The organism is Pseudomonas sp. T8 (assembly GCF_024610635.1).
GTDB classification, from domain to species: domain Bacteria; phylum Pseudomonadota; class Gammaproteobacteria; order Pseudomonadales; family Pseudomonadaceae; genus Aquipseudomonas; species Aquipseudomonas chlororaphis_I.
Map to the genome: position 1 here is coordinate 6,344,162 of NZ_CP102374.1, position 26,360 is coordinate 6,370,521.

Consider the following 26,360-nt stretch of genomic DNA (forward strand, 5'->3'; position numbering starts at 1 on the left):
TTCTCACACCAGTTCGTGACGTTGTGCCAACTCGATAAGTTCCGCCATGGAAGTCGCGCGAAGTTTGTGCATGATTCTTTTTTTATAGGTGCTGACGGTCTTGCCACTGAGAAATATGCTGTTGGCTATTTGCGTACTGGTGCTGCCCTTGGCAAAAAGTTGCAACACCATGAGTTCCCGATCACTGAGCAACATCAGGCGGTTCAGTTCGTCGTTCGAAGTTTCATCCTGCCTTGGCGTTTGCAGGGCATGACTCGGAAAGTAGTTGTAGCCGCACAGCACGGCCTTCATGGCGCTGAGCACTTCGCTCAGGTCTTCCTGCTTGCACACATAGCCGCAGGCCCCGGCCTGCATGCAGCGCCCGGCGAACAGGGCTGGCGACTGCGCCGTCAGCACCAGCACCCGCAGCGACTTGTCCAGGGCGCCGAATCGCAACAGCAGCTCCAGCCCGTCGAGCTTGGGAATGCTGATATCGAGCACGATCAGGTCCGGCATGCTGTCACGGACCATTTGCAGGGCATCGACCCCGTTATCGGTTTCGCCGACGACTTTATAACCTTCATGTTCCAGCAACATGCGGATGGCCAGTCGGATAACGGGATGGTCGTCGATGATGAAAACAGAACTCATGGTCAAACCCGTGGGAATAAATACAGGGCTGGACCTTAGCGCAGGCAGGACAGTGGATATATGCGGGTTAAGGCGGGGTTGGGGACAATAAGGCAGTTCTTACATGAAAGACGGTTTCGGATTACAGCGGTTTTTCAGTTGAAAGTAGGAATGAGTATCCAGCCATGTAAAAGGTAAGGAGATGTTGGCGGTTTAGTGCAGTTTTCGCAGGGCAATAAAGGGAGGAGGGAAGGGAACAGAGCGAGGCTGCCCCCCGTTCATGGGGGGCAGCCGATCACGGAGCGCTTGCCTCAGGGCGCTTTCTGATCGATGCCGGCCTGCAACAGCTGGCTGTCGCTATGGCCGCCGACGCGCAGCGGCCCCAGGTTGAACGCCTGATCCTTCTGGGTGGCCTCGTCCTGCTTGCGGGTCAGCTCATCCTTGGCGCCGAGGGCCAGGTTGACCGGCGACTTCGACAGGTTCAGCCCGACGTCGGCACGGTAATCCGTACCGGCCAATGCCGTGGTGCTGACGGTCGAGCCGCCGAGGTCGACCTTGCCCTCGCTGGCGCCGATCCGCGCGCCGCTCAGGCGGGTCTCCCCCGACACTTGCAGGCTCACGCCCCGGGTCCCGCTGATGCCTGAAGCCTCTGCCACGCTGTCCTTGCTCTGACGGCTGACATTCAGGTTCAGGGTCGGCGTGTAGGAAGTGTTGCCGCTCTTGTCGCCGAACAGCACGCCTTCCGCGGTGTTGGTCAGCTTGCTGCCAGCGCCGGTTTTCTCGCTGACGGCGTAGCTGTCGCTGGTTTTCGGCCAGACCCGTTCCTTGAGGCTGGAGAAGCGATCGCCCAAGGCTTCGGTCTTGTCGGCGAGGTAGCCCTTGGCTTTGTCCACGCCGCGACCGAAGGCGCCCTTGGGTTCCGGGTTGACGTCATAGCTGCCGCTGCGGGTGAATTTCTCGCCCAGGCGCTCCTTGGCAATTTCGGCCTTGTTCACCAGGGTGTCCTTGGCCGCCACCAGGCGCTCGGTGCCCTTGTCGACGACGTTTTCCAGCTTCTCGCGGTGCTTGTCGAAACTGCCTTCGGCCTTGGCCTGCAGCTTGTCCTTGAGCGGGCCGGTCTGCTTGGTCAGCTTGTCGACCACGCCAGGCTGGTTCTTCTCGGCGTCCAGGCGGGCGTCGAGGTTGACCGTGGTGCTGCTGAGCTGGTCCTTGCGGCTCTCCACCTTGAGATCGCCACCGATCCGTCCATCCACCTGATTGGCGTCGATGCGCGCCCCTGCCAGATGGGTGTCGCCGTTGCTGACGAGCGTCACCTGGTCGGCCTTGATCAGGCTGTTGTGCTGGGTGTTGCTGTGCACCTGCGCGACATCGATCTTGGCCCGGGCGTGGATACCGCGATCGGTTTTCGGCGAGTCGTGTTCGCCGGCGTCGGCGCGGGTGGTCTTGCCGCCATTGCCACCAGCGCCCAGGGTCAGGCCCCAGTTGTTGTGGGCCTGGGTGGATTGCGCCGACTCCTGGTAGATCCCGCCGCGGTCAGCGCTGAGGGTGACGTTTTTGCCCTCGACCTGGGTGCCCTGCAAGTGCAGCGCGGTGTTGCTGTCGGAGCCGCTGGCGAGTGTTACCTGGCCATTGCTGTGCAGTTGCCCGCCGGTCTGCTTCTGGTCCTGTTCCGAGACCCGGCCGATGTTGAAGTTGGCGCTCAGGTTGGCGCTCTTGCCGCTGCTCTGCTCGCTGCTGGTCTTGCTGGCGCCGCCGGTCAGGCCGCCACCGAGGTTGCTGCCCTGGCTGCTGTGGGTGTCGACCGCGGCCTGCAGGTCGAGTTTGCCGCCGGCGTTCAGGTTGATGTCGCCGGTCTTGGCGGTTTTGCTGCCGATGGTGGTGCCCTGCAGGATCAGGTCGCCACCGCTGGTCAACTCGACCGGGCCTTTGCCCTGGATGGTCGCGACCCGCGCCTGGCTGTCCTGTTGGTCCAGGCGCTTGTGGTCCAGTTGCACGCCAGCGCCGAGGTTGAGGTTATTGCCATTGGCGCCCGGGGCGCTGCCGACGGTGAGCGAGGCGTCGCCGCGCAGGCTGGAGTCGCTGCTGTTCTGGCGGTCATTGGCCTGGTTCAGCGCCAGTTCGCCGCCGCTGTGCAGCTTGACGCCGGCTTCGCCGCCATCGAACCGGCTGCCTTCGTACTGGCCATCGCCGCTCAGCGCGATGTCCACGCCCTGTTTGCCGACATAGCTGCCGACCACCGCCTTGCTGCTGTCGCTGCGCTTGTCGCTGCTGCCGCCAGCGCCGCTGCCACGTACGTTCAGGTCCTCGCCCGTGGTGGTGTAGACCCGTACGCCAGCCTTGGCGTCCAGCGCCTGCTCGCTGCTGCTGTGGGTATTGCTGGCGGCCTTGGCCACCTGGCTGCCGGCATCGATCTTCAGCGTGCCTTGGGTGGCCTCGTAGCGGCTGCCCTCATCCTGCAACTGGCCGGCTACCTTGACCTCCACCTGGCCGCCCTGGAACTGGCTGACCACGGCGTTGCTGCCTTGCTCGGTGCGCTGTTTGTTCTGGTGGCCGACTTCCACGTCCAGGCCAACGTTGGGTTGTTCCAGGGCGTCGAGCAGGCCCGGCTGATGGAACTTGCGCTGGGCCACGCCTTCGATGGCTTTTTCCACCGGGCGGGTCAGGCCCTTGTATTCGACGTTGGCGCCGACATCGGCGCTCCAGGTGTTTTCCTTGTGGCTGGTGGACTCAGTGTTGTGCACCGCGCGGTTGTCGACCTGCTCGGCATTCACCAGCAGCTTGCCGCCGGCCTTGACCTGGGCGCCCTCGGTCACCAGGGTGTTGCCGGCCTTGATGGTCAGGTTGCCGCTGGCGGCGATGCCGGTGGTGTTGGCGGTACCGGTGTCATGGGTGTCCTGGGTGCTGCTGTGGGCGAACTCCACACCGTTGCCCGCGCGGTCCAGGCCGCCGGTGTAGTAGAAACCGCCGCCGGTGGTGCGGGTGTCGGTGCTGTTGCTCTTCTGGTCGTGATCGGCCAGCAACTCGACCTGCTTGCCGCTGAGGCTGGCATCGCCGTGGGTGGCCTTCAGGTCGCTGCCCTTGATGCTCAGGTTGCCGCCCGCAGCGACTTGCAGGCTGCCGCCGCTGAGGCTTGAACCCTGTTGCTGGGTGTCGCTGGTCTTGACCGTTTTCTGCTGGTCTTCGTAACGCACGCCGGCACGGTATTGCCGGGTGCCCGGGGCATTTTCCTTGGCATAGGCGTCGAAGCCACGGGTGTGGGTGGTGCTTTCGCTCTGCGAGGTGTTTTGCGCCGAGTCGATCTTGATGTCGCCGCCAGCCTTGGCTTCGAGCTCGCCGGTCGCGGCCACGTGCGCGCCGCTGATGGCGATGTCCTGGGTGCTTTGCAGCTTGAGGTTGCTGTCCGAGCGCAGGTCGCTGGTGACGGTGGTGCTGTCTTTGCGGTTCTGCCGGCTTTCATCCTTGGTGATGCCGAAGAACTTGCTGTCCTTGCTGTAGCTGTTGTCGTGGGAGCGGTCTTGCACGCCGTCGATGGTCAGCGAGCCGTTTTCGCTGATCACGCTGGCCTGCTTGCCGCCACGGGCCTGGCTGCCGCTGATGCGGACCTCGTCGGCCTTGACGATCAGGTCGCCCTTGGCGTTGACCTTGCTGCCCTTGTTCAGGGTCTTGCCCTTGTCGCCGTCGCCGTTCTTGCCGAAGAAGCTGCCGCCGACCAGATCGCCGGAGTAGGACTTGTCGCTGTTGCTCTGGGTGCGGCTGGCACTGGTGATGTCCACCTGGCGCCCGGTCAGCTCGATATTGTTGCTGGCCAGTTCGGCGCCCTGCAGTTGCAGCTGCTTGCGACTGGTCAGTTGTAACTGTTCTTTGGCCTCCAACTGGCTGGTGATACTGCGCTGTTCGCTGCTGGACTTGTCCCAGTCGGCTTTCCACAGGTGCTTGCGGTGGTGGCCCTGGTCGCGTTGTTCGTGGGTTTCGGTGGCGGCGGTCAGGCGCAGGTCGGCGCCGCTGTCGACCGTCAGGTTGTTGCCGGCCTTGATCTGGCTGGCCTTGAGTTCGGTGTTGGCGCGGGCCTTGAGCTCGGCATCGCGGCGGGCGGTCAGCTGGTTGCCGTGCTGACGGCTGTCGCTGTCGGTCAGGGTGCGGTCGTAGGTTTCCCAGGTGATGCCGATGGTGCTGTTGCTCCACTGCTCGCGTTTTTCCTGGAGCTTGCGGCTTTCGATGGCGCTCAGGGTGAGGTTGCGTCCGGCATCGAGCTTGATGTCGCGGGCGCTGACATCGGTGGCGGCGAGGGTCAGGTCCTGGCCGCTGCGCAATTGCACGTCGCCCTGGCTGCTGTGCACGCCGGCACGGACGGCGTCGAGGCTGTCGGGCTTGGCCTGGCCGCTGATCTGCAGGTCGCCGGCAGACGCGATATCCACCCCGTCGTGACCTTTGACCTGCACCGCGCCGACCCGCACGCCGGCGCCTTCGGCGGTGCTGACAATGTTGATGCGCCCGGCCTGCATGGCGCCGAACAGGCTGGCGTCGATGCGTTGCTCTTTGGTGTTACCGGCCGGGTCGGTGCTGAGCACCTTGCCGCTGGCCGGGTCCACGCGGTTGCGTCCGACGGTGAGGTTGAGCTGGTTGCTGGCGGTGATGTCGCCCTGGCTGTCGATGCGCGGGGCGATCAGATTGATGCTGCCATTGTCGTTCTTCAGGCCTCGGCCCTCGACCGTCAACTGGCCTTTGGCGTCACCGGTGCTCAGGGCTTGCAGCTTGCCGTCGTTGAGCTCGGGGCGACCGACCAGCAGGCTGGCGTTCGGCGTGTTGATGAAGCTGCCGCCGTTGACCGAGATGCCATTGGGGTTGGCCAGCACATAGTCGGCGGCGCGGCCGAAGATCTCCTGGGTGCCGTTGAGCGCCGAGGCGTTGCGGCTGATCACCTCGTTGAGAATCACGCTGGCGTCCTGGCCGTGGAACTGCGGGTTGGCAGCCAGCTGCCCGGCCAGTTGCGAGGCGCCGGATTGCAGGGAGTTGTTCAGCACCACGCCCTGGCGATCGACGTTGTAGTCGAGGAACTGGTTATGGGAGAGCCCGGCGCCGTTGGGCGCGACGATGTTGACGATCGGCACGCCGTTCTGGTTTTGCAGCTGCGGGATACCGCCCGGGCCCGGGGCCACGGTGATACCGCCGGCCAGCGCCTGCGGCAGATGGGAGACCAGGAGCAGGCTGGCGATGGCCAGGCGCAGTTTGCCCCTGGGGGACAGGTGAAACACAGATGTGTTGTCGGGCATAAGAAGCTCTCTATGTGTGGGCCGAGTGGCGGTGCGCGCTGTTCGTTGCAACGCTGCTGTAGTGTTCAGGCTCGGCTGTTTTTTTCAGGCTGATGCACGGTTCGCGGGACCTCAGATCTGCACGCTCAGGCGGGTCAGCCAGGCGGGCGATTCATGGTGAAAACGCTGGGGTGTTTCCAGGCTGTGCTGGTAGTCGACATCGACTTGCACGTTCTTCCAGCTCAGGTTCAGGCCGATGCTGGCGCTGCTCAGGCGCTCGCTGCTGGCGCCTTCTTGCGCCTTGATCCGGCCGTGGTCGAAGGCCAGGCGCGGGGTCAGCTTGACGGGCAGGTCGTTCTGCAACGGCAGGCGCAGGGTGTTGCGCCAGATCCCGCCGATGGCGCCCGAGGCGCTGTTCTCGCGATAGCCGCGCACGGCGGAGTCGTCGGTGCCCAGCAGTTGTTCGATGGCCGGCAGCGGGTCGGGGCTGTACTGCAGCGACAGCTGGCTCTGCCACTGCCAGGGCTGGCTGGCGAAGTGGCCATTGCGCCATTGGCTGAGGCTGGCGCGGTATTTGCGAAACTGCGCCTGCGGCAGGTTTTTCTGCACCTGTTGCGAGTCGCGGTCGGCGCCGAACCAGGTCAGGCCCTGGGCGTAATTGATGTCGAGGTTCCACACCGCGCTGTCGAGCCAGAACAGGTTGAGCCCGGCTTCGGCCACGGTCAGGGTCGGGCTCTGGATGCCCAGGCGGACTTTCTCCAGGTAGCTGTCGACATCCTTGTGGGCCAGTTGCAGGTTGGCGCTCAGCTGGTGCCCCTGGTCGCGCCACAGCACACGATCGGCGCGCAGGCTGAACAGGTCAGTGCGCCCGCTGTTGTAGAAGGTCACGCTGCTGAGCTTGAACGGCGCCCGGTACTCGGCATGGCTGGCGAACAGGCTGTAGGTCCAGTAGCCGTAGGGGATCGAATAGAAAACGCTGGCGCTGCGGCTGTAGCGCGGACCGTGATTGAGGGTGTCGCTGAAGTTCAGGTTGAGCGCGTCGTTGAGTTGCAGCGGGCTGTCGAGGCTCAGGTTGACGGAGTTGCGGTCGCGCCCGGTACTGGCGCTGCCGAGGTTATCCACACCCAGCCCGAGGGCCCAGCGCGAGGCGCCGCTGCTGCGCGAGCGCAGGATGATCCGCGAGGCGCCGGGTTGGCTGCCGGGAGCGATATCGGCGGTCAGGTCGAGGGAGCGCAGGCGATTGAGCTGGTCCAGGCCCTGTTCCAGGTCGCGCAGGTTCAGCGGTTCGCCGAGCATGCCGGGAAAGGCCCCGGCCAGGGAAACCGGCAGGCTCTGGTCGGCCAGTTCGACGGCCTCGACATAACCTTCGTCGACCACGATATCCAGCGAATGGCCGGCGGCGGGAGCACTGCTCAGGTAGGGGCGGCTGGCGATGTAACCGGCCTCGACATAGATCCGGGTGATCTGCGCCAGCAGGCGGTTGATCCCGTTCACTCCCATGCAGGGCGCGATATAGGGTTCGAGCTGGCGGTTCAACCGGTCTTTCTTGAACAGCGTGACGCCGGCGATCCGTGTGCCGCTCAGGGCCCAGCACTGTTCATCCTGGCCACCCTGGGTGGTTTCGGCGGGAGTGACCGCCGGGGTCCCGAAGCTGCCGCGCTGTAACTGGCGCTGGCGCTGTTCCAGTTGCAGTTGTTGCAGGTCGCGCTGTTGCTGTTGCTGCAGACGCAGGGCTTCCTGACCCGGTTGTGGCATATCGGCGGCGGCCACCGGCAGGGACCCGGCCAGCAGCGAGAGCAGCAACCAGCGGTGCAGGCTGGTATGGCAACTTGGGTGACTTGAGGACGTATGGGGCACTCGACATCCTTAACAGTGAAAAACGGACGAGGAAGTGCGGGAACAACTTATCGACACGGATTCATTCCGTGTACTCACTTCCATTTTGACGCTTGAGTCCTGGGCGTGCTCTTTGTTACAGCGAGGGGTGAAATTATTTTCGAACTAACCGTTGGCTTGAAGTTTGAGTGAAGGTGCTTAGTTCGCTTGCTATTTGTTTTGCCGGCGATCATCCGGCCTGGGGTCATGAACGGGGAACGATCTATCGAGGCGTGAAATTAACCTTGTTAAGCCATTACGGTTCGAGACTAGCGGAAACGATAAAGTTGATTTGTACGGAATTTGTAATCGACGGGAACCTGCAGGGGCCTTGTGTTGCAAGGGGTTTGGTCCGACGGGTGAGCAGATGTATCGAAAGGTAAAGGTAGGATGTCTGGTTGTTTCGTTAACGGTCTGTTTAATTCAGGTTAGTTGGATTGATTGTTCAGCTACATATATCGGTCACTATCGCTAGTTATAGAGCAAGTGCTCTAGGTGCTGAAGGCTGCCTGGAATAGTGTCGAGACTTGATGGATGTCTCGTGAACGAGGTGGAAGTGAAGGCGCTGTCGAACAGTGCGCAGAAGGCAACTGATCAAAGTTGAAGTAACGATTGCATCGGGATATTGCCTGATAAGGGCCTAGGGGAATCCCTTAGTTGCCGACTCACACAAAACCGCTCGAACGGCCACCTCGATAACGCGAGGCAGCCGTTCAACGACGGGTCATTGCGGGCTGGAACGCCCGGTCATTTCCCGGGCCATTTCGCTGGCGTAGCTGTCGGTCATGCCGGCGATGAAGTCGATCATGCGCAGGAAGGAGGTGTGCAGCGAACCGTTCGGATCCGGCGCGTTGTTGCCGAGCAGGTCGAGGATCCGCCGGTTCTTGAACGACGGTGTGCGTCCGCCGTGCTGTTCCAGCGCGGCGCCGCAGAACGAGTTGAGGAGGATTTCCAGGGTGGTGTAGGCACCGATCTCGTGCAGGGTCTTGCGCTTGTCCTGGAAGATCTTCTTGCGCGCGATGTCCTTGGCATTGAGCACGCAACGCTTGGCCGGGCCGTGCATGTGTTCCACCAGATCGCCGGGCAGGGTGCCGCTGAGCAGGGCGTCCTGCTGTTCGACGAAGGCCCGGGCGGCGGCGTTGGTCAGGTGCTCGATGGCCTTGCCGCGCAGGATCGCCAGCTTGCGCCGGCGCGAGTCCCGCGGGCCGAGCTGGCGATAGGTTTCCGGCAGGTCGTCGCCCACCAGGCCGAGCAGCAGCGACTCGACTTCGGCATAGTCGAGCAGATCCATCTCCAGCCCGTCCTCGAGGTCGATCAGGGCATAGCAGATGTCATCGGCGGCCTCCATCAGGTACACCAGCGGATGGCGGGCCCAGCGTTGTTCCTCGAGTTGCGGCAGGCCGAGCTTGTTGGCGATCTGTTCGAGCAACGGCAGTTCGCTCTGGTAGCAGCCGAACTTGTGCTTCTTGTAGCCCAGGGAGTCGGCGTGGCGTGCGGTCCAGGGGTACTTCAGGTAGGTGCCGAGGGTGGCATAGGTCAGCCGCGTGCCGCCGTCGAACTGGTGATATTCCAGCTGGGTCAGCACCCGGAAGCCCTGAGCATTGCCTTCGAAGTTGAGGAAGTCGTTGCGCTCGTTTTCGCTCATGGCGTCCAGCCAGCCGCGCCCGGCGGCCTGCTGGAACCAGTGGCGGATCGCATCTTCGCCGGAGTGGCCGAATGGCGGGTTGCCGATGTCGTGGGCCAGGCAGGCCGATTGCACCACCATCCCCAGGTCGCTCGGTTCGCACCACTCGGGCAGGGCGTCGCGAATGGTTTCGCCGACCCGCATGCCCAGGGAGCGACCGACACAGCTGACTTCCAGGGAGTGGGTCAGGCGTGTATGGATATGGTCGTTGCTGGACACCGGGTGCACCTGGGTCTTGCGGCCCAGGCGGCGGAAGGCACCGGAGAAGATGATGCGGTCGTGGTCCTTGTGGAAGGGGCTGCGGCCCAGTTCTTCAGGGCTGTGCAGCGGTTTTCCGAGGCGTTCGCGGGTAAGCAGGGTATGCCAATCCAAGGCGGGGTCTCTCCGTCGAATGACTGATGGGCTAGCTTCCCGGTTCGCGCCAGCGCCTGCAAGTGGAACTAAAGCCCCGCGGCATCGATATCGATCAACAGCAGGCGCTGGCCATTGTCGAAGAACTGCCCGGCGGTCAGGCAGTACTGGTTGCTGGTGGCGTCGCGGTAGGTGTTGGACAGGGTCAGCCGTCGCTCGTCCCAGCCTTCGGCCAGCAGGTGGTAGAAGTAAGGACGCCACGACCAGTTGTGGCCGACGTAGCTGTGGTCGGCCTGCCAGCGCTCGTGGCGCCATTCCAGGTTCGGCGTCAGCTGGGTGCCGTGGCGATCGCATTGATAGAAGCGCAACAACCAGGGAAAGGCATCCACCTGCGGCAATCGCTCGATCGGGGCTCGGGCCTGGGCCCAATCCTGCAGCAGGGTCATCAGCTCCGCGAGTTGCTGGCGCATCTGCATCAGGCGTCCGCGTTCGGCCAGTTTCTGCTGCACATAGCGCTGGCGCGCCCGGGCAAAAGGCGCGACGAAAGCATCGCTGGCGAAGAACGCCTGCTCGGCCCGGGCAAACAGGAAACCCTGGACATACCGCGAGCCGCATTCCAGGGCGAAGTTGAGTTCGGTTTCGCTCTCGACCCCTTCGGCGATGATCCAGCAGCCGGTCTTCTCGGCCATCTGCGCCAGGGCCTTGACCACGTCGCTGCTGGGCCCGCCACGGGCCGCGGCCTGGAACAGGCGCATGTCGAGCTTGAGAATGTCCGGTTGCAGGGCCAGCACTCGGTCGAGCTGGGAGTAGCCGGCGCCGAAGTCGTCGATGGCGATCCGCGCGCCGGCTTCGCGGTAGCGCGCCACCACTTCGCTCAGGCGCTGGCTGTTGCCGCTCAACTCGGTGATTTCGAAGACCACGCGCCGCGGATCGACGCCCTGTTGCTGCAATTGCCTGAGGCTCGGCAACGGCTGGCCGGCGCGCAGGCGGCTGATCCAGCGGGGCGAGATATTGAGGCTCAGGAACCAGTCCGCGGGCGCTTCATGCAGGCGGCTCAGGGCGTCGGCGCGAATCAGCCGGTCGAGCCGGCGCAGGGCGGTGGAAGAGGTCCGGGGATCGTTGAACAATGGGCCGACCGACAGCAGTTGGCCGTTCGGTTGGCGCAGGCGGCCCAGGGCTTCGACACCGGCAATGCGGCCAGTGGCGGTGTCGATGAAGGGTTGAAAGCAGGCAAGCGGTTGCCCGTCGATCACGGGGCCTCCTTGGTTGATCTTGTTGATCTTGGGCGGCGCGCCGACGCAACAGGCAGGCAAGGCCCGACCTCTCGTGAGAGAGGCCGGGGCGCAGCTATTGCGGGAACGGTTGCAAGAATGCAGCCAGATGGTGGCGGCTCAATGCTTGCTCGAAGAACCTTGCATGACCAGCTTGATCAGCGGCAACAGGCCGGCGCTGAGCCGTACCAGTCGGGCGAAGTTTCTGACGCTGCCGCTCTTGGCGCCCTTGCCGGTGAGAAACCCCAACAGGGTCACGGCGGCCACACCCCACAACGGCGCGTGCTTGATGCCGAAGCCCTGTTGCCAGCTTTGGCCAAGGCCACGGACCCGCTGCAAGGGTTGCAGCAATTGATGGGATTCGTGGCGGATTTCCTGGCGATGCATTTCCATGCGCAGGCGGATCAGCGCCTTGCGCATTTCGCGCCGGGAATTGGTTTGCGGAATGTCCGGCAGGCTCATGGCAGCAGGCGCTCCCTGTCATTGGCCAGCTCTTCGAGGGTGGCATGGAAGGGCGAGGACTCATCGAAAATCGCCGCCTTCAGGCGCAGGGCGCAGAACAGCGCGGCCAGCGTATAGAAGACGCACAGCCCGGTGATGGCGGTCAGGCGATAGGTGTCCCAGAACAGGATCAGCACCAGCGTCGACAGGCCTACCAACAGCAGCAGGGCGAACACCAGGGTCAACCCGGCGAACAACAGCAGGCTGACGGTTCTGGCTTTCTGTTCCTGCAACTCGATACCGAACAGTTCGACGTGGCTGTGCAGCAAACCCAGGAAAGCAGCGCCCAGGCGCCGCGTTGAGGAGCCTTGGCCCGCGGTGGAGCCGGATTCATCGATAGCCATATCAGCGCCGGGTCGCCAGCAGGCCGATCAGGAAGCCCACGCCCGCCGCGATGCCCACTGCTTGCCAGGGGTTGTTCTGCACATAGTCTTCGGTGGCAGTGACCGCCGCCTCGCCGCGTTCGCGCAGCGATTGCTCGGTCAGTTGCAGGGTCTCGCGGGCGCGCAGCAGGCTGTCGTGAATCTGTGTGCGCAATTCGTCCGCCTGTTCGCCCGCCAGGGTGGCGGTGTGTTCCAGCAGGCGTTCCGTGTCACTGACCAGTGCCTGAAAGTCCGCCATCAGGGTTTCTTGAGCTGTCTTGGTGGTTTTGCTGGCCATGATGATCTCCATAGTGGCGTTCTGAAGGGTTCGAGTATGAGCCTTGCGCGAAGGTTCAGTGCAATTGTCTGGTACAGCTTTTGCTTTGTCCTGGTGCGTAAACACGGGTGGTTGCGCCGAAAGCGCGCAGGATGCGGTGCCTGGCAGCTAAAACCTTACCCTAAAAAATCAACACTTATGGAAACACCCCCGAGCGATACACCCTTCTCGAAAAAGCGTCGCGCCAAAATGGGTCGTAATGCGTAGGTCGACAGGACCTTCGGTGCCAAGTTGGTGCAAAAACGCTCGAGCGGCTCGCGGATAATTCCTGCTATCAGGTCTGCCCATTCCATGGAAAATCTGCAAAGCGCTGTGGACACTCTGGTCCATGGTTCCAATACCCTGTTCATCCTCATCGGTGCGGTCATGGTCCTGGCCATGCATGCCGGCTTCGCCTTTCTCGAGGTGGGCACGGTGCGCCAGAAAAACCAGGTCAACGCCTTGTCGAAGATCCTCAGCGACTTCGCGGTTTCGACCCTGGCCTATTTCTTTATAGGCTATTGGATCTCCTACGGCGTCAGCTTCCTGCAACCGGCGGCGGTGATCAGCGCCGATCACGGCTACGGGCTGGTGAAGTTCTTCTTCCTGCTGACGTTCGCGGCGGCCATTCCGGCGATCATTTCCGGCGGCATCGCCGAGCGTGCGCGGTTCGTCCCGCAGCTCTGCGCCACGGCGCTGATCGTGGCCTTCATCTATCCCTTCTTCGAAGGCCTGGTGTGGAACGGCAACTACGGCCTGCAAGCCTGGCTGCAGGAGAGCTTCGGCGCAGGCTTCCATGATTTCGCCGGCTCGGTGGTGGTGCATGCCATGGGCGGCTGGCTGGCGCTGGCCGCGGTGCTGTTGCTCGGGCCGCGCAACGGGCGCTACCGCGACGGCAAGCTGGTGGCGTTCGCGCCGTCGAGCATTCCGTTCCTGGCCTTGGGTTCGTGGATCCTGATTGTCGGCTGGTTCGGCTTCAACGTGATGAGCGCGCAGACCCTGCAAGCGGTCAGCGGCCTGGTGGCGGTGAACTCGCTGATGGCCATGGTCGGCGGCACGGTGGCGGCGTTGATCGTCGGGCGCAACGACCCGGGCTTTTTGCACAACGGCCCGCTGGCCGGGCTGGTGGCGATCTGCGCCGGCTCCGACCTGATGCACCCGGTGGGAGCGTTGATCACCGGGGCGATCGCCGGCGCGCTGTTCGTCTGGTGCTTTATCGCCACCCAGACGCGCTGGAAGATCGACGATGTGCTGGGTGTCTGGCCATTGCATGGTGTGTGCGGTGTGTGGGGCGGTATTGCCTGTGGGGTCTTCGGCCAGAGCGCCCTGGGTGGCCTGGGCGGTGTCAGCCTGACCAGCCAGTTGATCGGTACCGGCCTGGGCGTGCTGGTGGCGCTGGTCGGCGGCTTCCTGGTGTATGGCGCGATCAAGGCGCTCTGCGGCCTGCGCCTGACCCAGGAGCAGGAGTACTACGGCGCCGACCTGTCGCTGCACAAGATCGGCGCGGTCAGCCAGGACTGAAGCCTTGCGGCCCGGGCTGGAGCCTCCAGCCTGGGCTGCTTGCCGCTGATCATTGGCCGCCGAGCAGGCGCGCCTCCGACGCTTCGATGGCCGCCAGCGGGCCGGACATCAACACCGTATCGCCGGCTTGCAGCAAGGTGCCGGCGGTCAGCTCCAGGTCACGGCCATCGCGCTGCACGCCTTGCACATCCACGCCCAACTGCTCCAGCGCCAGCTCGCCCAGGGCCAGGTCGCAGGCGTGGGCCGCGCTGCCGAGATTGACCGCATGCATCAGCACTCGTGGCTGGCCGCGGTTGTCCAGCAGGTCGGTCTGCGCGCCATGGTAGAAGCCGTGCAGCAGGCTATAGCGGTTGTGGCGGACTTCATCGACCTTGGCCTGTACCTGGTGTTCCGGCAGCCCGAGCATCACCAGCGCATGGGACGCCAGCATCAGGCTCGACTCCAGCAGCTCCGGCACCACTTCGCTGGCGCCGGCGGCTTTCAGTTCGGCCAGTTGGCTGTCGTCCCGGGTGCGTACCAGGATCGGCACGTCGCTGTTGATCCGGCGCGCGCTTTTCAGCACGTTGAGGGCGATGTCGGTCTTGTCCACGGCAATCACCAGCAGCCGTGCGCGTTCGAGGCCGACCGCCGCCAGCAGCTCGGCGCGGCGGGAGTCGCCGTAATGCACGCAGCTTTCGCCGGCCGCGGCTTCCTGGACCCGCACCGGGTCATCGTCCAGGGCAATGAAACGCTGCTGTTCGCGGCGCAGGAAGCGGCCGATCGACTGGCCGACGCGGCCATATCCACAGATCACCACATGGCCCTGCAATGCGGCGTTGAGGGCGCTGATTTCTTCCAGGTGGGCCTCTTGGTTCGGCTTGCGGTGCAGGCGCGCGGCAATGCCCGGGGCGGCGCGCAGCAGCAAGGGGGTCAGCAACATCGAACAGAAGGTCGCGGCCAGCAGCAGGCCGCTCAGCTCGGCCGGCATCAACTGGCTTTGCTGCATCTGCGCCATCAGCGCAAAACAGAACTCGCCGCCCTGGGCCAGGGCCAGGCCACTGCGCCAGGCCGTCTCGCCGTCGCTGCCGCGCAGCTTGAGCAACAGCGCCACCACGGCGCCCTTGATCAGCATCAGGGCCAGGGTCAGGCCGAGGATCAGCAGGGCATGGCTGGCGAACAGTTGCAGGTCGATCAGCATGCCGATGCTGACGAAAAACAGCCCCAGCAGAATGTCGCGGAACGGCCGGATATCAGCCTCGATCTGGTGCCGGTAGCGGCTTTCCCCCAGCAGCATGCCGGCGAGGAACGCGCCAAGGGCAGGGGACAGGCCGAGCAGGTGGGTCAGCCAGGCGGTCAGCAGGACGATGACCAGGGCCAGCAGCACGAACAGCTCGGCGGAATGGGAGGCGGCCACCTCGTGGAACAGCCGTGGCAGCAGCCAGCGGCTGGCCAGCGCCAGGCCGATGAACAGCAGGGCGGTCTTGCCCAGGGTCAGGGGCAGGGCCCAATACCAGGCCTGTTCGGTATTGCCGGCGAATACCGGCACCAGGGTCAGCAACAGCACGGCCACCACGTCCTGGAACAGCAACACGCCGATCGCATTCTGCCCGTGGCTGCTGAAGATTTCCCCTAGGCTGCCCAGCTCCTTGCTGACGATGGCGGTGGAGGACAGCGCCAGGCCCGCGCCGAGCAGCAAGGCCGGGATCAGCGGCCCGCCGGCGAGGATCAGCAGGCCACCGAGGACGGCGCCGCTGCACAGCACTTGCAAGCTGCCCAGGCCGAAGACCACCTGGCGCAGGGCCAGCATCTTCGATACGGAAAACTCCAGCCCCAGGGAAAACAGCAGGAACACCACCCCCAACTCCGCCAGGTCAGGCAGGTTTTCGTTGTCGTTGACCCAGCCGAAGGCGGTCGGCCCCACCAGCAGGCCCACGCACAGGTAGCCCAGCACGGGCGGCAGGTGCAGGCGGCGGAACAGGGCGATCACCACCAGGGATGAAGCGAGGATGATCAACAGATTGGCAAACACAGGCATCTCCGGCGGCGGGTTGGAATACAGAGCGTAGAGGCAAAAAAAGCCGCGAGGGTCGCTCAATCGCAAGTTGGCGACGCTGACCTGCATCAGCTGTTTGGCAGAATGCCCGACGATGACCGCACGCTGCCGTGTTCATCGGTCGACGGCTTTTTATCGCGGGCCTAGAATAAGCGCCTGTCTCTTTTCGGTCTGTATGTCATGCCTCCTGAATGTCAGCTGTTCGGCACCCTGGGTTGCCACCTGTGCGAACTCGCCGAAGCGGAGTTGATGCCGTTGGTGGAGCACGGGTTGTTGGTCGAGCTGGTGGATATCGCGGAAGACGAAACCCTGTTCGAGGCGTATGGCCTGCGTATCCCGGTCCTGCGCCGGGTGGACAACGGCGCCGAGCTGGGCTGGCCGTTCGATGCCGAACAGGTGGTGGCCTTCCTGCGCTGAGCCGGCTGTCGCTGGCACGACCCTTTCCGTTTGTCGCCTTCGCTGCAATCCCTTGGCGGGATCCCGATTATTCGGTTACTGTATATGCGTACAGTTATCGGGATGGTTCGTCATGTCTCTCACAATCCTTGCCCGCGCCGAGCGTTTGCAACACCTGTCGCCCGAACATGCGGAGCACGGCGGGTTTGCTGCCGGGCTCCAGTTCGAAGGCGGTTTTTCGCTGGATCGCACCGTGGGTCTCGGAGCCCCGCAGATCCGCGCGGTGCTGGTGGATGACGACAGCCTGCTGGGCTTCGGTATCTATCCCGGCGACCGGCTGATCGTCGATCGTTCGGCAGCCCCGGCAGTGGATCAATACGTGGTGGCCCATCTCGATGGCGAAGACGCCTATGGCGTGCGCCTGCTGGCTCCCGACCCCAAGGGCGGGCTGCTGCTCAAGGCGGCGCGACCTTCGATTGCACCGATTCCCCTGGACGATCGGGATTCGGCGCAAATCTGGGGCGTGGTGTTGTGGGTGGTCAGTTACGTCGGCCGTGGCTGATATCGATGCGCAGGGCGTGTGCTCAGTGGATGAATGAGAGGGTAGAAGGACTGATGATGGTCAATGTCGAACAATTGAAGAGCAGTGTGAACCGCATGTCCGCCGATGTGGTGCGCGAAGCGGTACTCGAGCTGCGCCTGGACGGGCTGGTCACGGAGGGCAAGACACCGTTCAACAAGCTGCATTTCAATACCTGCTTCGCGGAAATCGAAGCGCTGTTCCAGCGTGCGGGTTATCACCGGCAACTGGACGTGGTGGGGTATCAGGGTTTGTTGTATGCGTTGTATGACCCGGCCCGCTGGGAGGCGGTCGATGTGCTGCGCTGGCTGAAGGAGTTCACCGATGCCGCCGCGCAGGCTGGAGTGGCCCGCGCCTAGTCGTTGGTCCCGAAGGGGGAAACTCTCCTAGGTTCCCCGGGACCCATGTTGGATAATGCCGCTCTGCATTGTCCGCTCGAGCTTTTGTATGTCCTCCGTACCTTTTTCCGCCGCACAGCATCAGGCCAGCACCCTGTACCTGCCCCCCGGGTCATGGCCAACCGTACTGGACTGCCTGTGTGATCACTTCAGTACCATCAGCCGCGAGCAGTGGCTGAGCCGGATCGTCCGTGGCCGGGTGCTCGATGGACAGGGTTTGCCGATCAGCGTCGACCTGGCGTACCGCGAAGGCCTGCGCATTCATTATTTCCGCGAAGTACCCGACGAAAAGGTCATCCCGGTGCAGGAATCGATCCTCTATGTCGATGAGCATCTGGTGGTGGCGGACAAGCCGCATTTCCTGCCAGTCACCCCGGCGGGGGAATATGTCGAGCAAACCTTGCTGCGCCGCCTGATCCGCAGCCTGGACAATCCCCACCTGGTGCCTCTGCATCGCATCGATCGGCATACGGCGGGCCTGGTGTTGTTTTCGGCCAATCCGCAAAGCCGCTCGGCTTATCAGTCGCTGTTTCCGACCCGCAGGATCGACAAGCGCTACGAGGCCATCGCCCCGGCCTTGCCCGGTCTCGAGTTCCCGCGGGTGCATAAAAGCCGCCTGGTCGATGGCGAGCCCTTTTTCCGCATGCAGGAAGGGCCTGGCATTCCTAATACGGAAACGGCGCTGGAGGTCCGGGAAAAGAACGGTGACCTCTGGCGTTATGGGTTGTATCCGGTGACTGGCAAAAAGCACCAGTTGCGGGTGCACATGAGTGCGCTGGGGGCGGCAATCTGCAACGACCCGTTCTATCCCGATGCGCTCAAGGATGTGGAGGACGATTATGCCAAGCCGCTCAAGCTGCTGGCCCAGGGGCTGCGTTTTACCGACCCGCTGAGCGGGGAGGAGCGCGAGTTCGAGAGTCGGATCACCTTGCAGTGGTAATCCAGGTCACTGCTGGTTGTTGCCCGGAAACGATAAAGCCCGCGAAAGCGGGCTTTATCGTTCAAGGCTGTAACGCTATGGATTACAGCTCTTTTACCGTACGAACCTGATCCTTGTTGATACGGGTTTGTTTGCCGTCCAGTTGTTCGAACTCGTAGAAGCCGGAATCCTCATCGTATTTCGGCGTATCGACGGCCTGGATTTCGCGACCGTCATTCAGGGTGATCACAGTAGGCGATGCGCAACCGGCGAGAGTGGCAAGGCCCAGTGCGAGCATGAGAGTGGCGAGAGTCCGCTGAATCATTATGTGTCTCCGAGATGAATACTTTTAGTTGCTGTGCTTGAGACGTATACAACGCCTGCAAGTTCCTTGAGTTAAGGGCATTCTGACACGCCGTGCTGCTGGCTTAACAGCGCTGATGTATTCAGATTAGCCAATCGGGGATCGTTTGCCGGACATTGCAGGGCCTGAGCATCCAGCCCGCGCATGATACGTCCGGGGCTGCGTTCACCGTTCTGCCAGGCGCCGTCGAAGGTGCCGAGCAGGGCGCGCGGAATGATACACAGCAGGGGTTCCCAGTGCTCGCCATGGCGCAGCATCAGTGGTTTGTCCGGGTGCCGGGCGGCGCTTTGTCGCATGGCGTCGATCAGTTGCGCGTCAATGCGCGGTACGTCGCAGGGCAATACCAGCAGTCGGGCATGCCGGGCGACCGCCAGTCCGGCACGAATACCTGCCAGCGGCCCGGGGAAATCGTTGCTTTCGTCCTGCACCAGTTGATCGGCATAAGGCGCGTACTGCTGCTGATTGCGGTTGCAGGAAATGATCAGGTCATCGCTCAGGCTGCGGGTCAGTCGATGCAGGTGGGCGATCAATGGCCGGCCCTGCCACTCGATCAACCCCTTGTCCCTTCCGCCCATGCGTTGGCCGCGCCCACCGGCCAGGAGCAGAATGGAGCAGGGCGGCAAATCTGCGCGCTGGGTCATGGCACGTCTCCACAGGGGCGGGCAAAGAGAGCGCTGTGATATAACACCGGGCTGTTTCTCCTACAACTGGATCGAGCCTATGAAAGCCAAGGCTGATGTACCTTTTGCACCCCTGAACATCGCGGTGCTGACTGTCAGTGATACCCGGACCCTGGAGACCGATACATCCGGCCAGGTCTTCGTCGATCGTCTGAGCGCTGCTGGCCATAACCTGGCCGCGCGCGTCCTGCTCAAGGACGATCTCTACAAGATTCGCGCACAAGTGGCGACCTGGATCGCCGACGATCTGGTCCAGGTGGTGCTGATCACCGGCGGCACCGGTTTCACCGGCCGCGACAGTACCCCGGAAGCCGTGTCTTGCCTGCTCGACAAACAGGTCGACGGATTTGGCGAGTTGTTCCGCCAGATCTCGGTGGCCGATATCGGCACTTCCACCGTGCAGTCCCGAGCCCTGGCTGGCCTGGCCAACGGCACGCTGGTGTGCTGCCTGCCGGGTTCGACCAATGCGGTGCGTACCGGTTGGGACGGCATCCTCGCCGAACAGCTGGATTCGCGGCACCGTCCGTGCAATTTCGTCACCCACCTGAAACAGGCAGCGCCTTGTGAATCCCGTGGGTAAGCCGGGCAAGACCGGTGCCTTGATGCCGGTCGAGGTCGCACTGGCCCGTTTGCTCGAGATGGCCGAGGCTACCCCCATTCTCGAACGCGAACGGTTGCCACTGGCGGCTGCTCAAGGCCGGGTATTGGCCGACGACTTGATTTCCACCCTGGATCTTCCGCCCTGGCCCAACAGCGCCATGGACGGTTACGCCTTGCGTGCCTCGGACTGGAAGGGCGAGCCCCTGGTGGTCAGCCAGCGCATCTTCGCTGGCCAGGCGCCTGAGCCTTTGGCACCTGGCACCTGCGCACGCATCTTCACCGGGGCGCCGGTCCCGGCGGGAGCCGACTGCGTGGAAATGCAGGAGAACGCCCAGGTCCAGGCTGATGAGCGGGTGGCTTTTACCGAGCCTCTCGGCGCGGGGCAGAACATTCGTCCGCAAGGCCAGGAAACCACGGTTGGCGAGTGTGTGCTGGTGGCCGGAACGCAGCTGGGGCCGATCGAGTTGGGGCTGGCTGCGTCCCTGGGTTGCGCGGAGCTGGATGTGGTGCGCCGCGTGCGAGTCGCCGTTCTCTCCACTGGCGATGAACTGGTCGAACCCGGGCGGGCGCTTGGTCCCGGGCAAATCTACAACAGCAACCGTGTCCTGCTGTGCAGTTGGTTGCAGCGTCTGGGCTGCGAGGTGATCGACGGCGGAATCCTGCCGGACGACCTGCCCATGACCCGGCGTCGTCTTGCCGAGCTGGCGGATGTGGATCTGATTCTGTCCACCGGCGGCGTATCGGTGGGCGAAGCGGATTTCCTGGGGATCGCCTTAAGAGAAGAGGGTGAACTGGCCCTCTGGAAGCTGGCGATCAAGCCGGGCAAGCCGTTGACCTTCGGGCATTTCCGCGGTGTGCCGGTAATCGGCCTGCCCGGTAACCCGGCCTCGACGCTGGTGACCTTTGCCTTGCTGGCCCGCCCCTATATTTTGCGGCGCCAGGGAGTGAAGCAACTGCATCCCTTGCAGTTCCAGGTTCCGGCTGGATTTGCCTGGCCGAAGCCGGGGAACCGCCGAGAGTATCTGCGCGGGCGCCTGGAGCAGGGCAGGGCAATCATCTACCGGAACCAGAGTTCCGGGGTCTTGCGCAGTGCCGCCTGGGCCGAGGGGCTGGTCGAGGTGCTGGAAGAGCGAACGCTGGTCGAGGGCGATTGGGTCAACTTCATTCCGTTGAGTGAAGTCCTGGGCTGACGCCAGGGGAGGCGGACCTGGTCGGCAGGGCCGGGTCCATCCTCCAGAGCCCTACCTATCAACGCAGCAGTAGAAGGATCAGCAAGCCAAAACGGCTGTTCAGGCCCCAGGACAGCAGTGCCGATAGAAACCCGGCATAGGCCAATATCCACGCGAGTTTCTTGAGCAAGGCGTGAAGCTTGCTGTCGGGCTTATGCTCGCGGTCATGGGCATGTACTTGATGGACACTCAGTTCCGGGTGTTTGCCTGTACTGAGCAGGATGCTTCCTTCCAGCCGGTTGAGCGCGGAGTTCGAGCGTTCAAAGCATTTCTTGTCATCCATGTGTTTCGCTTCCCTGTTTGAGGCGTCGTTCGCCTGCCATGAACATTCTCCGATTGTCTGTTTCGGGTCAATTCAGGTGATTCTCAATCTGCGGTCAGAAAAGTTACCGGTCAGCCAGCAGACGGCCTGATGGGGACAAATTGATTACATTCCGGTCGGACTTTTTCTCATGGAGCGAGGGTCAACATCCTTCAATGGCCCTCGAATGACAGGAGTGATGAGCGATGAGCGAACGCAAGGCGATGCTGATATTGCACGGCAAGCAGGCCCTCAACGAAGAGGTTCGCGACGCTGTCGAGCGCAAGCGCGAAGAGGGTTGGGAGCTGGCGGTCCGCCTGACCTGGGAGGCGGGCGATGCCCAGCGCCTGGTGGATGAAGCCCTCGCGGGCGGTTATACGCGCCTGATCGCAGGAGGCGGTGACGGCACCTTGCGTGATATCGCCGAGGCCATGGCGGCGCAGGCCAACGATGCCAGTCTGGTGTTGCTGCCACTGGGGACGGCCAATGATTTCGCGCGGGCGGCTGGCGTTTCGTTGCTGCCCCATGAGGCATTGAGCCTGCTCGACGTGCCGGCACGGACGATCGACCTCGGTGAGGTCGGTGGCCAGGTATTCCTCAACATGGCCACGGGTGGGTTCGGCAGCCAGGTGACGGCCAATACCTCCGAGGACCTGAAAAAGATCCTGGGGGGCGCCGCCTATCTGTTCACTGGTTTGTCCCGCTTCAATGAGCTGCATGCGGCCTATGGCGAGCTGCAGGGGCCGGATTTCCATTGGCGCGGCGAGCTGCTGGCCCTGGGGATCGGCAACGGGCGCCAGGCCGGTGGCGGTCATCTGCTGTGCCCTGAGGCGATGGCCGATGACGGGTTGCTTGATGTCAGTATCCTGCCGGCCCCTCAGGAGCTGGTGGGCACCTTGAAGGATCTGCTGGCCGGCGGCTGGGGGATCGACAATCTGTTTGTGCGTACACGCCTGCCCTGGGTGGAAATCAAGGTGTCCGAGGGGCTGGATATCAATCTCGACGGTGAGCCCCTGCAAGGCGAAAACCTGCGTTTTCGCGCGCTTCCAGGGGCATTGCGGGTGCATTTACCGGAAGACTCCCCGCTGTTGGGAGCTTTGGCGCCTTAATCGTCGAGGCTGATGATCTGCTCGCGGACGGCAAACAGGACCAGGCCGGCTACGTCGTAGATCTGCAGGCGTTTCATGATCTGCGAGCGGTGGGTTTCCACAGTCTTGATGCTCAGGCCCAGCCCGTGAGCGATTTCCCGGGTCGATTTGCCGCGAACGATCAGGCGCAGGATCTCCAGCTGGCGGGCGGTCAGGTTATGGGTTTCAACGGGTTCTGGATGGGGCTTCTGCACGCGGATCAGCGCCTGATTGATCACCGTATGGGCAATGGCCGGGCTGAGGTAACGCTCGTTGTTGCGCAAGGCGTCGAGCGCGTGCTCGAGCTCGTTGGCGGTGGTGTCCTTGAGCAGGTAGCCATGAGCACCGGATTCCAGGGTCTGCATGATCAGCGCCGGATCGGTATGCATCGAGAGAATCAGGACTTTGCTCTGCGGATGCACCACCTTGAGTTTCTTCAGGGCTTCAAGGCCGCTGACATCCTTCATGGAAATATCCAGCAGGATAATGTCTGGCGACAGCCTTTCGACCATTTCCAGTACTTGTGCGCCATCGTTGGCTTCGCCGATCACGGCATAGCCAGGAATGTCCATGACCAGGGCACGCACGCCAGCCCTGATGAGCGAGTGGTCATCCACCAGAAGTAAATTGCAGGTCAATGTAAAACCTTATTCGTACTGGCCCGTTCGAGTGCGCGAGGCGCCCAGGGGAAGAGTGCTTCGATTTGTGTGCCCTGGTCGGGCTGGCTGGAAACCTTCAGGGTGCCACCCAGTTGCGCGATTCTTTCCGACATGCCCGCCATGCCGCGTTGTCCTTGTGCGCCAGGATTGGCCGCCGGGGAAAAACCACGGCCATCGTCGCTGATAAACAGCGAAAGTCCCTCGGGCAGGCGTTGCAGGCGTACCAGCAGGTTATCCGCCTGGGCGTGACGCAGCATGTTGGTGACGGCTTCCTGGGTGATGCGAAAGGCGGCCACCGCCATCTCTTCGGGGATGCCAGCCAGGCGTTGCTTGCATTCCAGGCTCCAGTGCACGGAGGTGTTTTCCAGGGTCTTCAGCAAGTGGGCCCGCAGGCTGGCTTCCAGGCCCAGGCTGGCCAATTGCCGGGGATTGAGAATGGCCGATACATCGCGGACCTTGGCCAGGGTTTCTTCCAATGTGCTTTGAAGCGTCGTGCAATGCTGTTGCAGCTCTTCGGGCAGGCGGCGCTTGAGCCATTCGCTTTGCAACTTGGCGGCGGTCAACAACTGACCAATATCATCATGCAATTCACGACTGAGGCGATGGCGCTCGTTTTCCTGGACTTCCAGCAAACGGTCCGCCAGTTCCTGAGGCTGGAACTTGATCGATTTGCGCGAATCGCCGTAATAGGCCCAGACACTGGCCAGGGCCGCCAGATTCAGGATCAGCAGGCTGAGGGGAAAGGTAGTCGACAGGCAATAGACGGCCAGGCTTCCAAGTGCCGAGCATGAGCACAGCAACAGGTTGAGCCGGCGCAGGTGTATTCGAGAAAGAAGCCTGGTGGCGGTTGACTTGAGGCTGGCGTACATAGCGGATGGAGCCAATGAATGTTCGCTGCGGGGAGACCGGTCAAGTCGGCTGACGGGCCCCGGTTTGGAAAACGGTATTGTTTGAGTATGCGGCTTCAATTAACGCGGTCTATTCGTTGGGAGCAAGCCTTGCACTGATCCGGTGTGTAACAAGATCAATCTGAAGTCACAGTGCCATTAAGTACATCGGTTAGTGGTTGGCATAGTACCAGCTTAGCTACCGTTGGTCGCGCCTCTATATATGTCCAGAAAGTCAGGAATATCGCCTTTTGGGACGTATGTGCCGATTTGCTTGTTTCAACTGGCCACCCTGAAACAGTGACTGTATCTCGCCTTGAGCGAACGGGCAGGCGAAATTCAGGACACTTGAAGTCTCGGGATTGGTTTTATTTAGTTGCGCTAGTTGGTTCTGTCGTTAACAGGCATGAAATATTGAATAACGACATGATGCTGATCAATGTCACAACATATCTAACGGCTGAAGTTAGGGATTAACGACAGGTTTATGCGTTTCTCTTGGCGATCGAAAAAACTTTAAACGAGTTGTGTTGGCAGGACAGGGGCGCAGGCAGAGGATCCATTTGCACGGCGAGGGTTTCGATGAGGGTGGCCTGTTCGTTGCCGTCGAGGTTCAGTTGCCCGGTCACCGGATCGACGAGTTCAAGCTGCCAGGCCATCAGGCTGAAGCACTCTCCGAGGGTGTCGAGAATCTGCTCGTTCATGTCCGGATGAGGATGGGAATGATCCAGCAACGCATGAACCTGGCGCGAGAATTCGGCGGTGCTGCGCAGCGCCAGCGCGTCGGTTGTCTCGGCAAGCTTGAGCAGAGTGGACAACATGCAATCGATGGCGTCCTGATCGTTCTTGATCAGATTGAGATGGTTCAGGCACTCAACCGACTTGGCCAATAGTGCTTCTGCCTCAAGCAGAAAGTCAGGTGATTGGTGCCACGTTTGATCGTCGATCAGCATGCTTGTCTCCACGACGCCACGTCAGATGATGGAATGGTCCGTTTTGTGAGCGGCTGTAAGGTATTACGCCGGTTATGCCGTGGGATATAGGACGAATCTGATTGGTTCTGAATGGACGAAGACGATGGGCTGGTGTTTAGTCTGCAGGATGCAACTCGTCGGGCACGGTCTATCGACCACGCTTGGACAGCGGAGGTGGGGGGGCTCGAAAGGGCACCAGCCCATCTTCCTGCGATCACAAACAAAAGCCTGACTCCATTCATGCAATGAGAATGGCGTCACATTAATGGCTATTGGATATTGCGAATATCAGGTTGGTCCTGATTGCCGATAGGGGATTCCCTTACAGAGGGGAACCAAGCGCTGAAATAGAGGTCGCGGCGGGGAAGTTGCGTGGATGAAATCGCGAAGCCAGTAAAGCATGATGTTAATGTGACATCAATGCCTTTGCATGGCATTTTGTATGCGGGTCAAGATTCGGCGAATTGCGCCGATAACCCGCGTTAGTGAATTCATCAGAACAAGCCCAGGAGTCATTACATGGCCGGCATTCTCGACACGGTAGATCAACGCACGCAACTGGTGGGTGAGAATCGCCTGGAAATCCTCATGTTCCGTCTGGCCGGGCGACAGTTGTTCGCGATCAACGTGTTCAAGGTGCAGGAAGTCCTGCAATTGCCGAAGCTGACGCTGATGCCCCAGCGCCATCCGTTCGTCTGTGGCGTGGTCAACCTGCGGGGGCAGACGCTGCCGGTCATCGACCTGTCCCAGGCGATCGGCATGCGGCCGCTGGTGCCGGGGCCCAACAGCACCATCATCGTCACCGAGTACAACCGCTCGGTGCAGGCCTTCCTGGTGGGAGGCGTCGACCGCATCGTCAACATGAACTGGGAAGCCATCCTGCCACCGCCGACCAGTGCCGGGCGCCAGCATTACCTGACGGCGATCAGCAAGGTCGACGATCAACTGGTCGAGATCATCGACGTGGAAAAGGTCCTGGCCGAAATCGTCCCGTACAACGCCAAGGTCTCTCGCGACAAGCTCGACGACCCGGTGCTCGAACGTGCCCGCGGCCGTGAAGTGCTGCTGGTGGACGACTCCAACGTGGCGCTGACGCAATTGCGCGACACCCTGGGCCAGCTGGGGGTGAAGATGCACATTGCCAGCGACGGCCTGAAAGCCCTGAAGATGCTCAAGGCCTGGGCCGATACCGGGGTCGACATGACCGACAAGCTGCTGATGGTGTTCACCGACGCCGAAATGCCGGAAATGGACGGCTATCGCCTGACCACCGAAATCCGCAACGATCCGCGTCTGCGCGGTCTTTATGTGGTGTTGCACACCTCGCTGTCCGGCAGCTTCAACGAGTCGATGGTGAAGAAGGTCGGTTGCGACAACTTCCTGTCCAAGTTCCAGCCGGACAAACTGGTCGACGTGGTGCGCCAGCGCCTGATGCTGGACGAAGTTCCCGCCTGACGGGAGCAGTGGCCGGAGTG

At 62.3% G+C, this 26,360-nt stretch carries 24 protein-coding genes; 9 read left to right on the plus strand and 15 right to left on the minus strand.

The window, feature by feature from the left end:
- Window positions 1-3: 3 nt before the first annotated feature.
- From NRG23_RS29020 to NRG23_RS29055, 8 genes are all read right to left on the minus strand, one after another.
- Window positions 4-630 (minus strand): response regulator transcription factor, encoded by a 627-nt coding sequence (locus NRG23_RS29020; protein WP_009050106.1) that lies wholly within the window; start codon window positions 628-630, stop codon window positions 4-6.
- 290 nt (window positions 631-920) lie between these two features.
- Window positions 921-5,879 carry a hemagglutinin repeat-containing protein gene (locus tag NRG23_RS29025; RefSeq protein WP_103330997.1) on the minus strand — a complete coding sequence of 1,653 codons (4,959 nt, stop codon included), beginning with the start codon at window positions 5,877-5,879 and terminating at the stop codon, window positions 921-923.
- Window positions 5,880-5,990: 111 nt separating this feature from the next.
- Window positions 5,991-7,715: a ShlB/FhaC/HecB family hemolysin secretion/activation protein gene (locus tag NRG23_RS29030; RefSeq protein ID WP_373922237.1), complete on the minus strand. Its 1,725-nt coding sequence runs from the start codon at window positions 7,713-7,715 to the stop codon at window positions 5,991-5,993.
- A gap of 742 nt (window positions 7,716-8,457) precedes the next feature.
- A complete protein-coding gene (locus NRG23_RS29035) occupies window positions 8,458-9,789 on the minus strand; it encodes a deoxyguanosinetriphosphate triphosphohydrolase (protein WP_028683053.1) in 1,332 nt (443 codons plus the stop codon).
- Window positions 9,790-9,857: 68 nt separating this feature from the next.
- A complete protein-coding gene (locus NRG23_RS29040; protein ID WP_009050102.1) occupies window positions 9,858-11,021 on the minus strand; it encodes an EAL domain-containing protein in 1,164 nt (387 codons plus the stop codon).
- Window positions 11,022-11,159: 138 nt separating this feature from the next.
- Complete coding sequence (locus NRG23_RS29045; protein ID WP_009050101.1) at window positions 11,160-11,501, minus strand: hypothetical protein; 342 nt, start codon at window positions 11,499-11,501, stop codon at window positions 11,160-11,162.
- The gene (locus tag NRG23_RS29050; RefSeq protein ID WP_009050100.1) at window positions 11,498-11,884 is read right to left on the minus strand and encodes a phage holin family protein; all 387 of its coding nucleotides are present in this window, start codon (window positions 11,882-11,884) and stop codon (window positions 11,498-11,500) included. Before NRG23_RS29050 ends, NRG23_RS29045 begins: the two co-directional genes overlap by 4 nt.
- Before the next feature lies 1 nt (window position 11,885).
- Window positions 11,886-12,200, minus strand: a complete 315-nt coding sequence (locus tag NRG23_RS29055) for a YqjD family protein (RefSeq protein WP_009050099.1) — start codon at window positions 12,198-12,200, stop codon at window positions 11,886-11,888.
- Window positions 12,201-12,530: 330 nt separating this feature from the next.
- Between NRG23_RS29055 and NRG23_RS29060 the strand changes: the two genes are divergently transcribed.
- Window positions 12,531-13,739, plus strand: a complete 1,209-nt coding sequence (locus tag NRG23_RS29060; protein WP_103330995.1) for an ammonium transporter — start codon at window positions 12,531-12,533, stop codon at window positions 13,737-13,739.
- A 49-nt stretch (window positions 13,740-13,788) separates the two neighbouring features.
- On the opposite strand, the gene NRG23_RS29065 is transcribed toward NRG23_RS29060, so the two are convergent.
- The gene (locus NRG23_RS29065; RefSeq protein ID WP_009050097.1) at window positions 13,789-15,747 is read right to left on the minus strand and encodes a monovalent cation:proton antiporter family protein; all 1,959 of its coding nucleotides are present in this window, start codon (window positions 15,745-15,747) and stop codon (window positions 13,789-13,791) included.
- 204 nt (window positions 15,748-15,951) lie between these two features.
- On the opposite strand from NRG23_RS29065, the gene NRG23_RS29070 reads away from it, so the two are divergent.
- The 4 genes from NRG23_RS29070 to NRG23_RS29085 all read left to right on the plus strand — a co-directional run bounded on the left by NRG23_RS29070 (window position 15,952) and on the right by NRG23_RS29085 (window position 18,085).
- Window positions 15,952-16,188: a glutaredoxin family protein gene (locus tag NRG23_RS29070; RefSeq protein ID WP_009050096.1), complete on the plus strand. Its 237-nt coding sequence runs from the start codon at window positions 15,952-15,954 to the stop codon at window positions 16,186-16,188.
- A 112-nt stretch (window positions 16,189-16,300) separates the two neighbouring features.
- Window positions 16,301-16,729, plus strand: coding sequence for a S24 family peptidase (locus NRG23_RS29075; protein WP_009050095.1), 429 nt, complete (start codon window positions 16,301-16,303; stop codon window positions 16,727-16,729).
- Between the two features lie 56 nt (window positions 16,730-16,785).
- The gene (locus NRG23_RS29080) at window positions 16,786-17,106 is read left to right on the plus strand and encodes a hypothetical protein (protein ID WP_007923266.1); all 321 of its coding nucleotides are present in this window, start codon (window positions 16,786-16,788) and stop codon (window positions 17,104-17,106) included.
- Between the two features lie 88 nt (window positions 17,107-17,194).
- Window positions 17,195-18,085 (plus strand): pseudouridine synthase, encoded by an 891-nt coding sequence (locus tag NRG23_RS29085; protein ID WP_009050094.1) that lies wholly within the window; start codon window positions 17,195-17,197, stop codon window positions 18,083-18,085.
- A gap of 82 nt (window positions 18,086-18,167) precedes the next feature.
- Here the strand turns inward: NRG23_RS29085 and NRG23_RS29090 are convergent, their stop codons facing one another.
- Complete coding sequence (locus NRG23_RS29090; RefSeq protein ID WP_007923269.1) at window positions 18,168-18,389, minus strand: YgdI/YgdR family lipoprotein; 222 nt, start codon at window positions 18,387-18,389, stop codon at window positions 18,168-18,170.
- A gap of 71 nt (window positions 18,390-18,460) precedes the next feature.
- Window positions 18,461-19,069 (minus strand): molybdenum cofactor guanylyltransferase MobA, encoded by a 609-nt coding sequence (gene mobA, locus NRG23_RS29095; RefSeq protein ID WP_016704307.1) that lies wholly within the window; start codon window positions 19,067-19,069, stop codon window positions 18,461-18,463.
- A gap of 79 nt (window positions 19,070-19,148) precedes the next feature.
- Between mobA and moaB the strand changes: the two genes are divergently transcribed.
- Window positions 19,149-19,688: a molybdenum cofactor biosynthesis protein B gene (moaB, locus tag NRG23_RS29100; RefSeq protein WP_007923271.1), complete on the plus strand. Its 540-nt coding sequence runs from the start codon at window positions 19,149-19,151 to the stop codon at window positions 19,686-19,688.
- Window positions 19,672-20,898: a gephyrin-like molybdotransferase Glp gene (gene glp / locus NRG23_RS29105; protein ID WP_198919205.1), complete on the plus strand. Its 1,227-nt coding sequence runs from the start codon at window positions 19,672-19,674 to the stop codon at window positions 20,896-20,898. Before moaB ends, glp begins: the two co-directional genes overlap by 17 nt.
- A 58-nt stretch (window positions 20,899-20,956) precedes the next feature.
- On the opposite strand, the gene NRG23_RS29110 is transcribed toward glp, so the two are convergent.
- The gene (locus tag NRG23_RS29110; protein WP_009050091.1) at window positions 20,957-21,220 is read right to left on the minus strand and encodes a hypothetical protein; all 264 of its coding nucleotides are present in this window, start codon (window positions 21,218-21,220) and stop codon (window positions 20,957-20,959) included.
- 224 nt (window positions 21,221-21,444) lie between these two features.
- Between NRG23_RS29110 and yegS the strand changes: the two genes are divergently transcribed.
- On the plus strand, window positions 21,445-22,347 hold the full coding sequence (gene yegS, locus NRG23_RS29115; protein WP_028683048.1) for a lipid kinase YegS: 903 nt from the start codon (window positions 21,445-21,447) through the stop codon (window positions 22,345-22,347).
- Here the strand turns inward: yegS and NRG23_RS29120 are convergent.
- From NRG23_RS29120 to NRG23_RS29130, 3 genes are all read right to left on the minus strand, one after another.
- Window positions 22,344-23,003, minus strand: a complete 660-nt coding sequence (locus NRG23_RS29120; RefSeq protein WP_009050089.1) for a response regulator transcription factor — start codon at window positions 23,001-23,003, stop codon at window positions 22,344-22,346. The two genes, yegS and NRG23_RS29120, sit on opposite strands and share 4 nt — an antisense overlap.
- Window positions 23,000-23,893, minus strand: a complete 894-nt coding sequence (locus NRG23_RS29125) for a sensor histidine kinase (RefSeq protein ID WP_009050088.1) — start codon at window positions 23,891-23,893, stop codon at window positions 23,000-23,002. Before NRG23_RS29125 ends, NRG23_RS29120 begins: the two co-directional genes overlap by 4 nt.
- A 503-nt stretch (window positions 23,894-24,396) precedes the next feature.
- Window positions 24,397-24,864, minus strand: coding sequence for a hypothetical protein (locus NRG23_RS29130; protein WP_053269640.1), 468 nt, complete (start codon window positions 24,862-24,864; stop codon window positions 24,397-24,399).
- Window positions 24,865-25,404: 540 nt separating this feature from the next.
- Between NRG23_RS29130 and NRG23_RS29135 the strand changes: the two genes are divergently transcribed.
- A complete protein-coding gene (locus tag NRG23_RS29135; RefSeq protein ID WP_009050086.1) occupies window positions 25,405-26,340 on the plus strand; it encodes a chemotaxis protein CheV in 936 nt (311 codons plus the stop codon).
- Window positions 26,341-26,360 lie beyond the last annotated feature (20 nt).

Bases quoted from the DNA above. Each gene is read 5' to 3' on its own strand.
- NRG23_RS29050 (WP_009050100.1), bottom strand. From the start codon at position 11,884: ATGGCTATCGATGAATCCGGCTCCACCGCGGGCCAAGGCTCCTCAACG.
- NRG23_RS29055 (WP_009050099.1), bottom strand. From the start codon at position 12,200: ATGGCCAGCAAAACCACCAAGACAGCTCAAGAAACCCTGATGGCGGAC.
- NRG23_RS29125 (WP_009050088.1), bottom strand. From the start codon at position 23,893: ATGTACGCCAGCCTCAAGTCAACCGCCACCAGGCTTCTTTCTCGAATA.
- mobA (WP_016704307.1), bottom strand. From the start codon at position 19,069: ATGACCCAGCGCGCAGATTTGCCGCCCTGCTCCATTCTGCTCCTGGCC.
- NRG23_RS29130 (WP_053269640.1), bottom strand. From the start codon at position 24,864: ATGCTGATCGACGATCAAACGTGGCACCAATCACCTGACTTTCTGCTT.
- NRG23_RS29090 (WP_007923269.1), bottom strand. From the start codon at position 18,389: ATGATTCAGCGGACTCTCGCCACTCTCATGCTCGCACTGGGCCTTGCC.
- yegS (WP_028683048.1), top strand. From the start codon at position 21,445: ATGAGCGAACGCAAGGCGATGCTGATATTGCACGGCAAGCAGGCCCTC.
- NRG23_RS29045 (WP_009050101.1), bottom strand. From the start codon at position 11,501: ATGAGCCTGCCGGACATTCCGCAAACCAATTCCCGGCGCGAAATGCGC.
- NRG23_RS29075 (WP_009050095.1), top strand. From the start codon at position 16,301: ATGTCTCTCACAATCCTTGCCCGCGCCGAGCGTTTGCAACACCTGTCG.
- moaB (WP_007923271.1), top strand. From the start codon at position 19,149: ATGAAAGCCAAGGCTGATGTACCTTTTGCACCCCTGAACATCGCGGTG.
- NRG23_RS29080 (WP_007923266.1), top strand. From the start codon at position 16,786: ATGGTCAATGTCGAACAATTGAAGAGCAGTGTGAACCGCATGTCCGCC.
- NRG23_RS29020 (WP_009050106.1), bottom strand. From the start codon at position 630: ATGAGTTCTGTTTTCATCATCGACGACCATCCCGTTATCCGACTGGCC.
- NRG23_RS29085 (WP_009050094.1), top strand. From the start codon at position 17,195: ATGTCCTCCGTACCTTTTTCCGCCGCACAGCATCAGGCCAGCACCCTG.
- NRG23_RS29070 (WP_009050096.1), top strand. From the start codon at position 15,952: ATGCCTCCTGAATGTCAGCTGTTCGGCACCCTGGGTTGCCACCTGTGC.
- NRG23_RS29110 (WP_009050091.1), bottom strand. From the start codon at position 21,220: ATGGATGACAAGAAATGCTTTGAACGCTCGAACTCCGCGCTCAACCGG.
- NRG23_RS29025 (WP_103330997.1), bottom strand. From the start codon at position 5,879: ATGCCCGACAACACATCTGTGTTTCACCTGTCCCCCAGGGGCAAACTG.
- NRG23_RS29060 (WP_103330995.1), top strand. From the start codon at position 12,531: ATGGAAAATCTGCAAAGCGCTGTGGACACTCTGGTCCATGGTTCCAAT.
- NRG23_RS29135 (WP_009050086.1), top strand. From the start codon at position 25,405: ATGGCCGGCATTCTCGACACGGTAGATCAACGCACGCAACTGGTGGGT.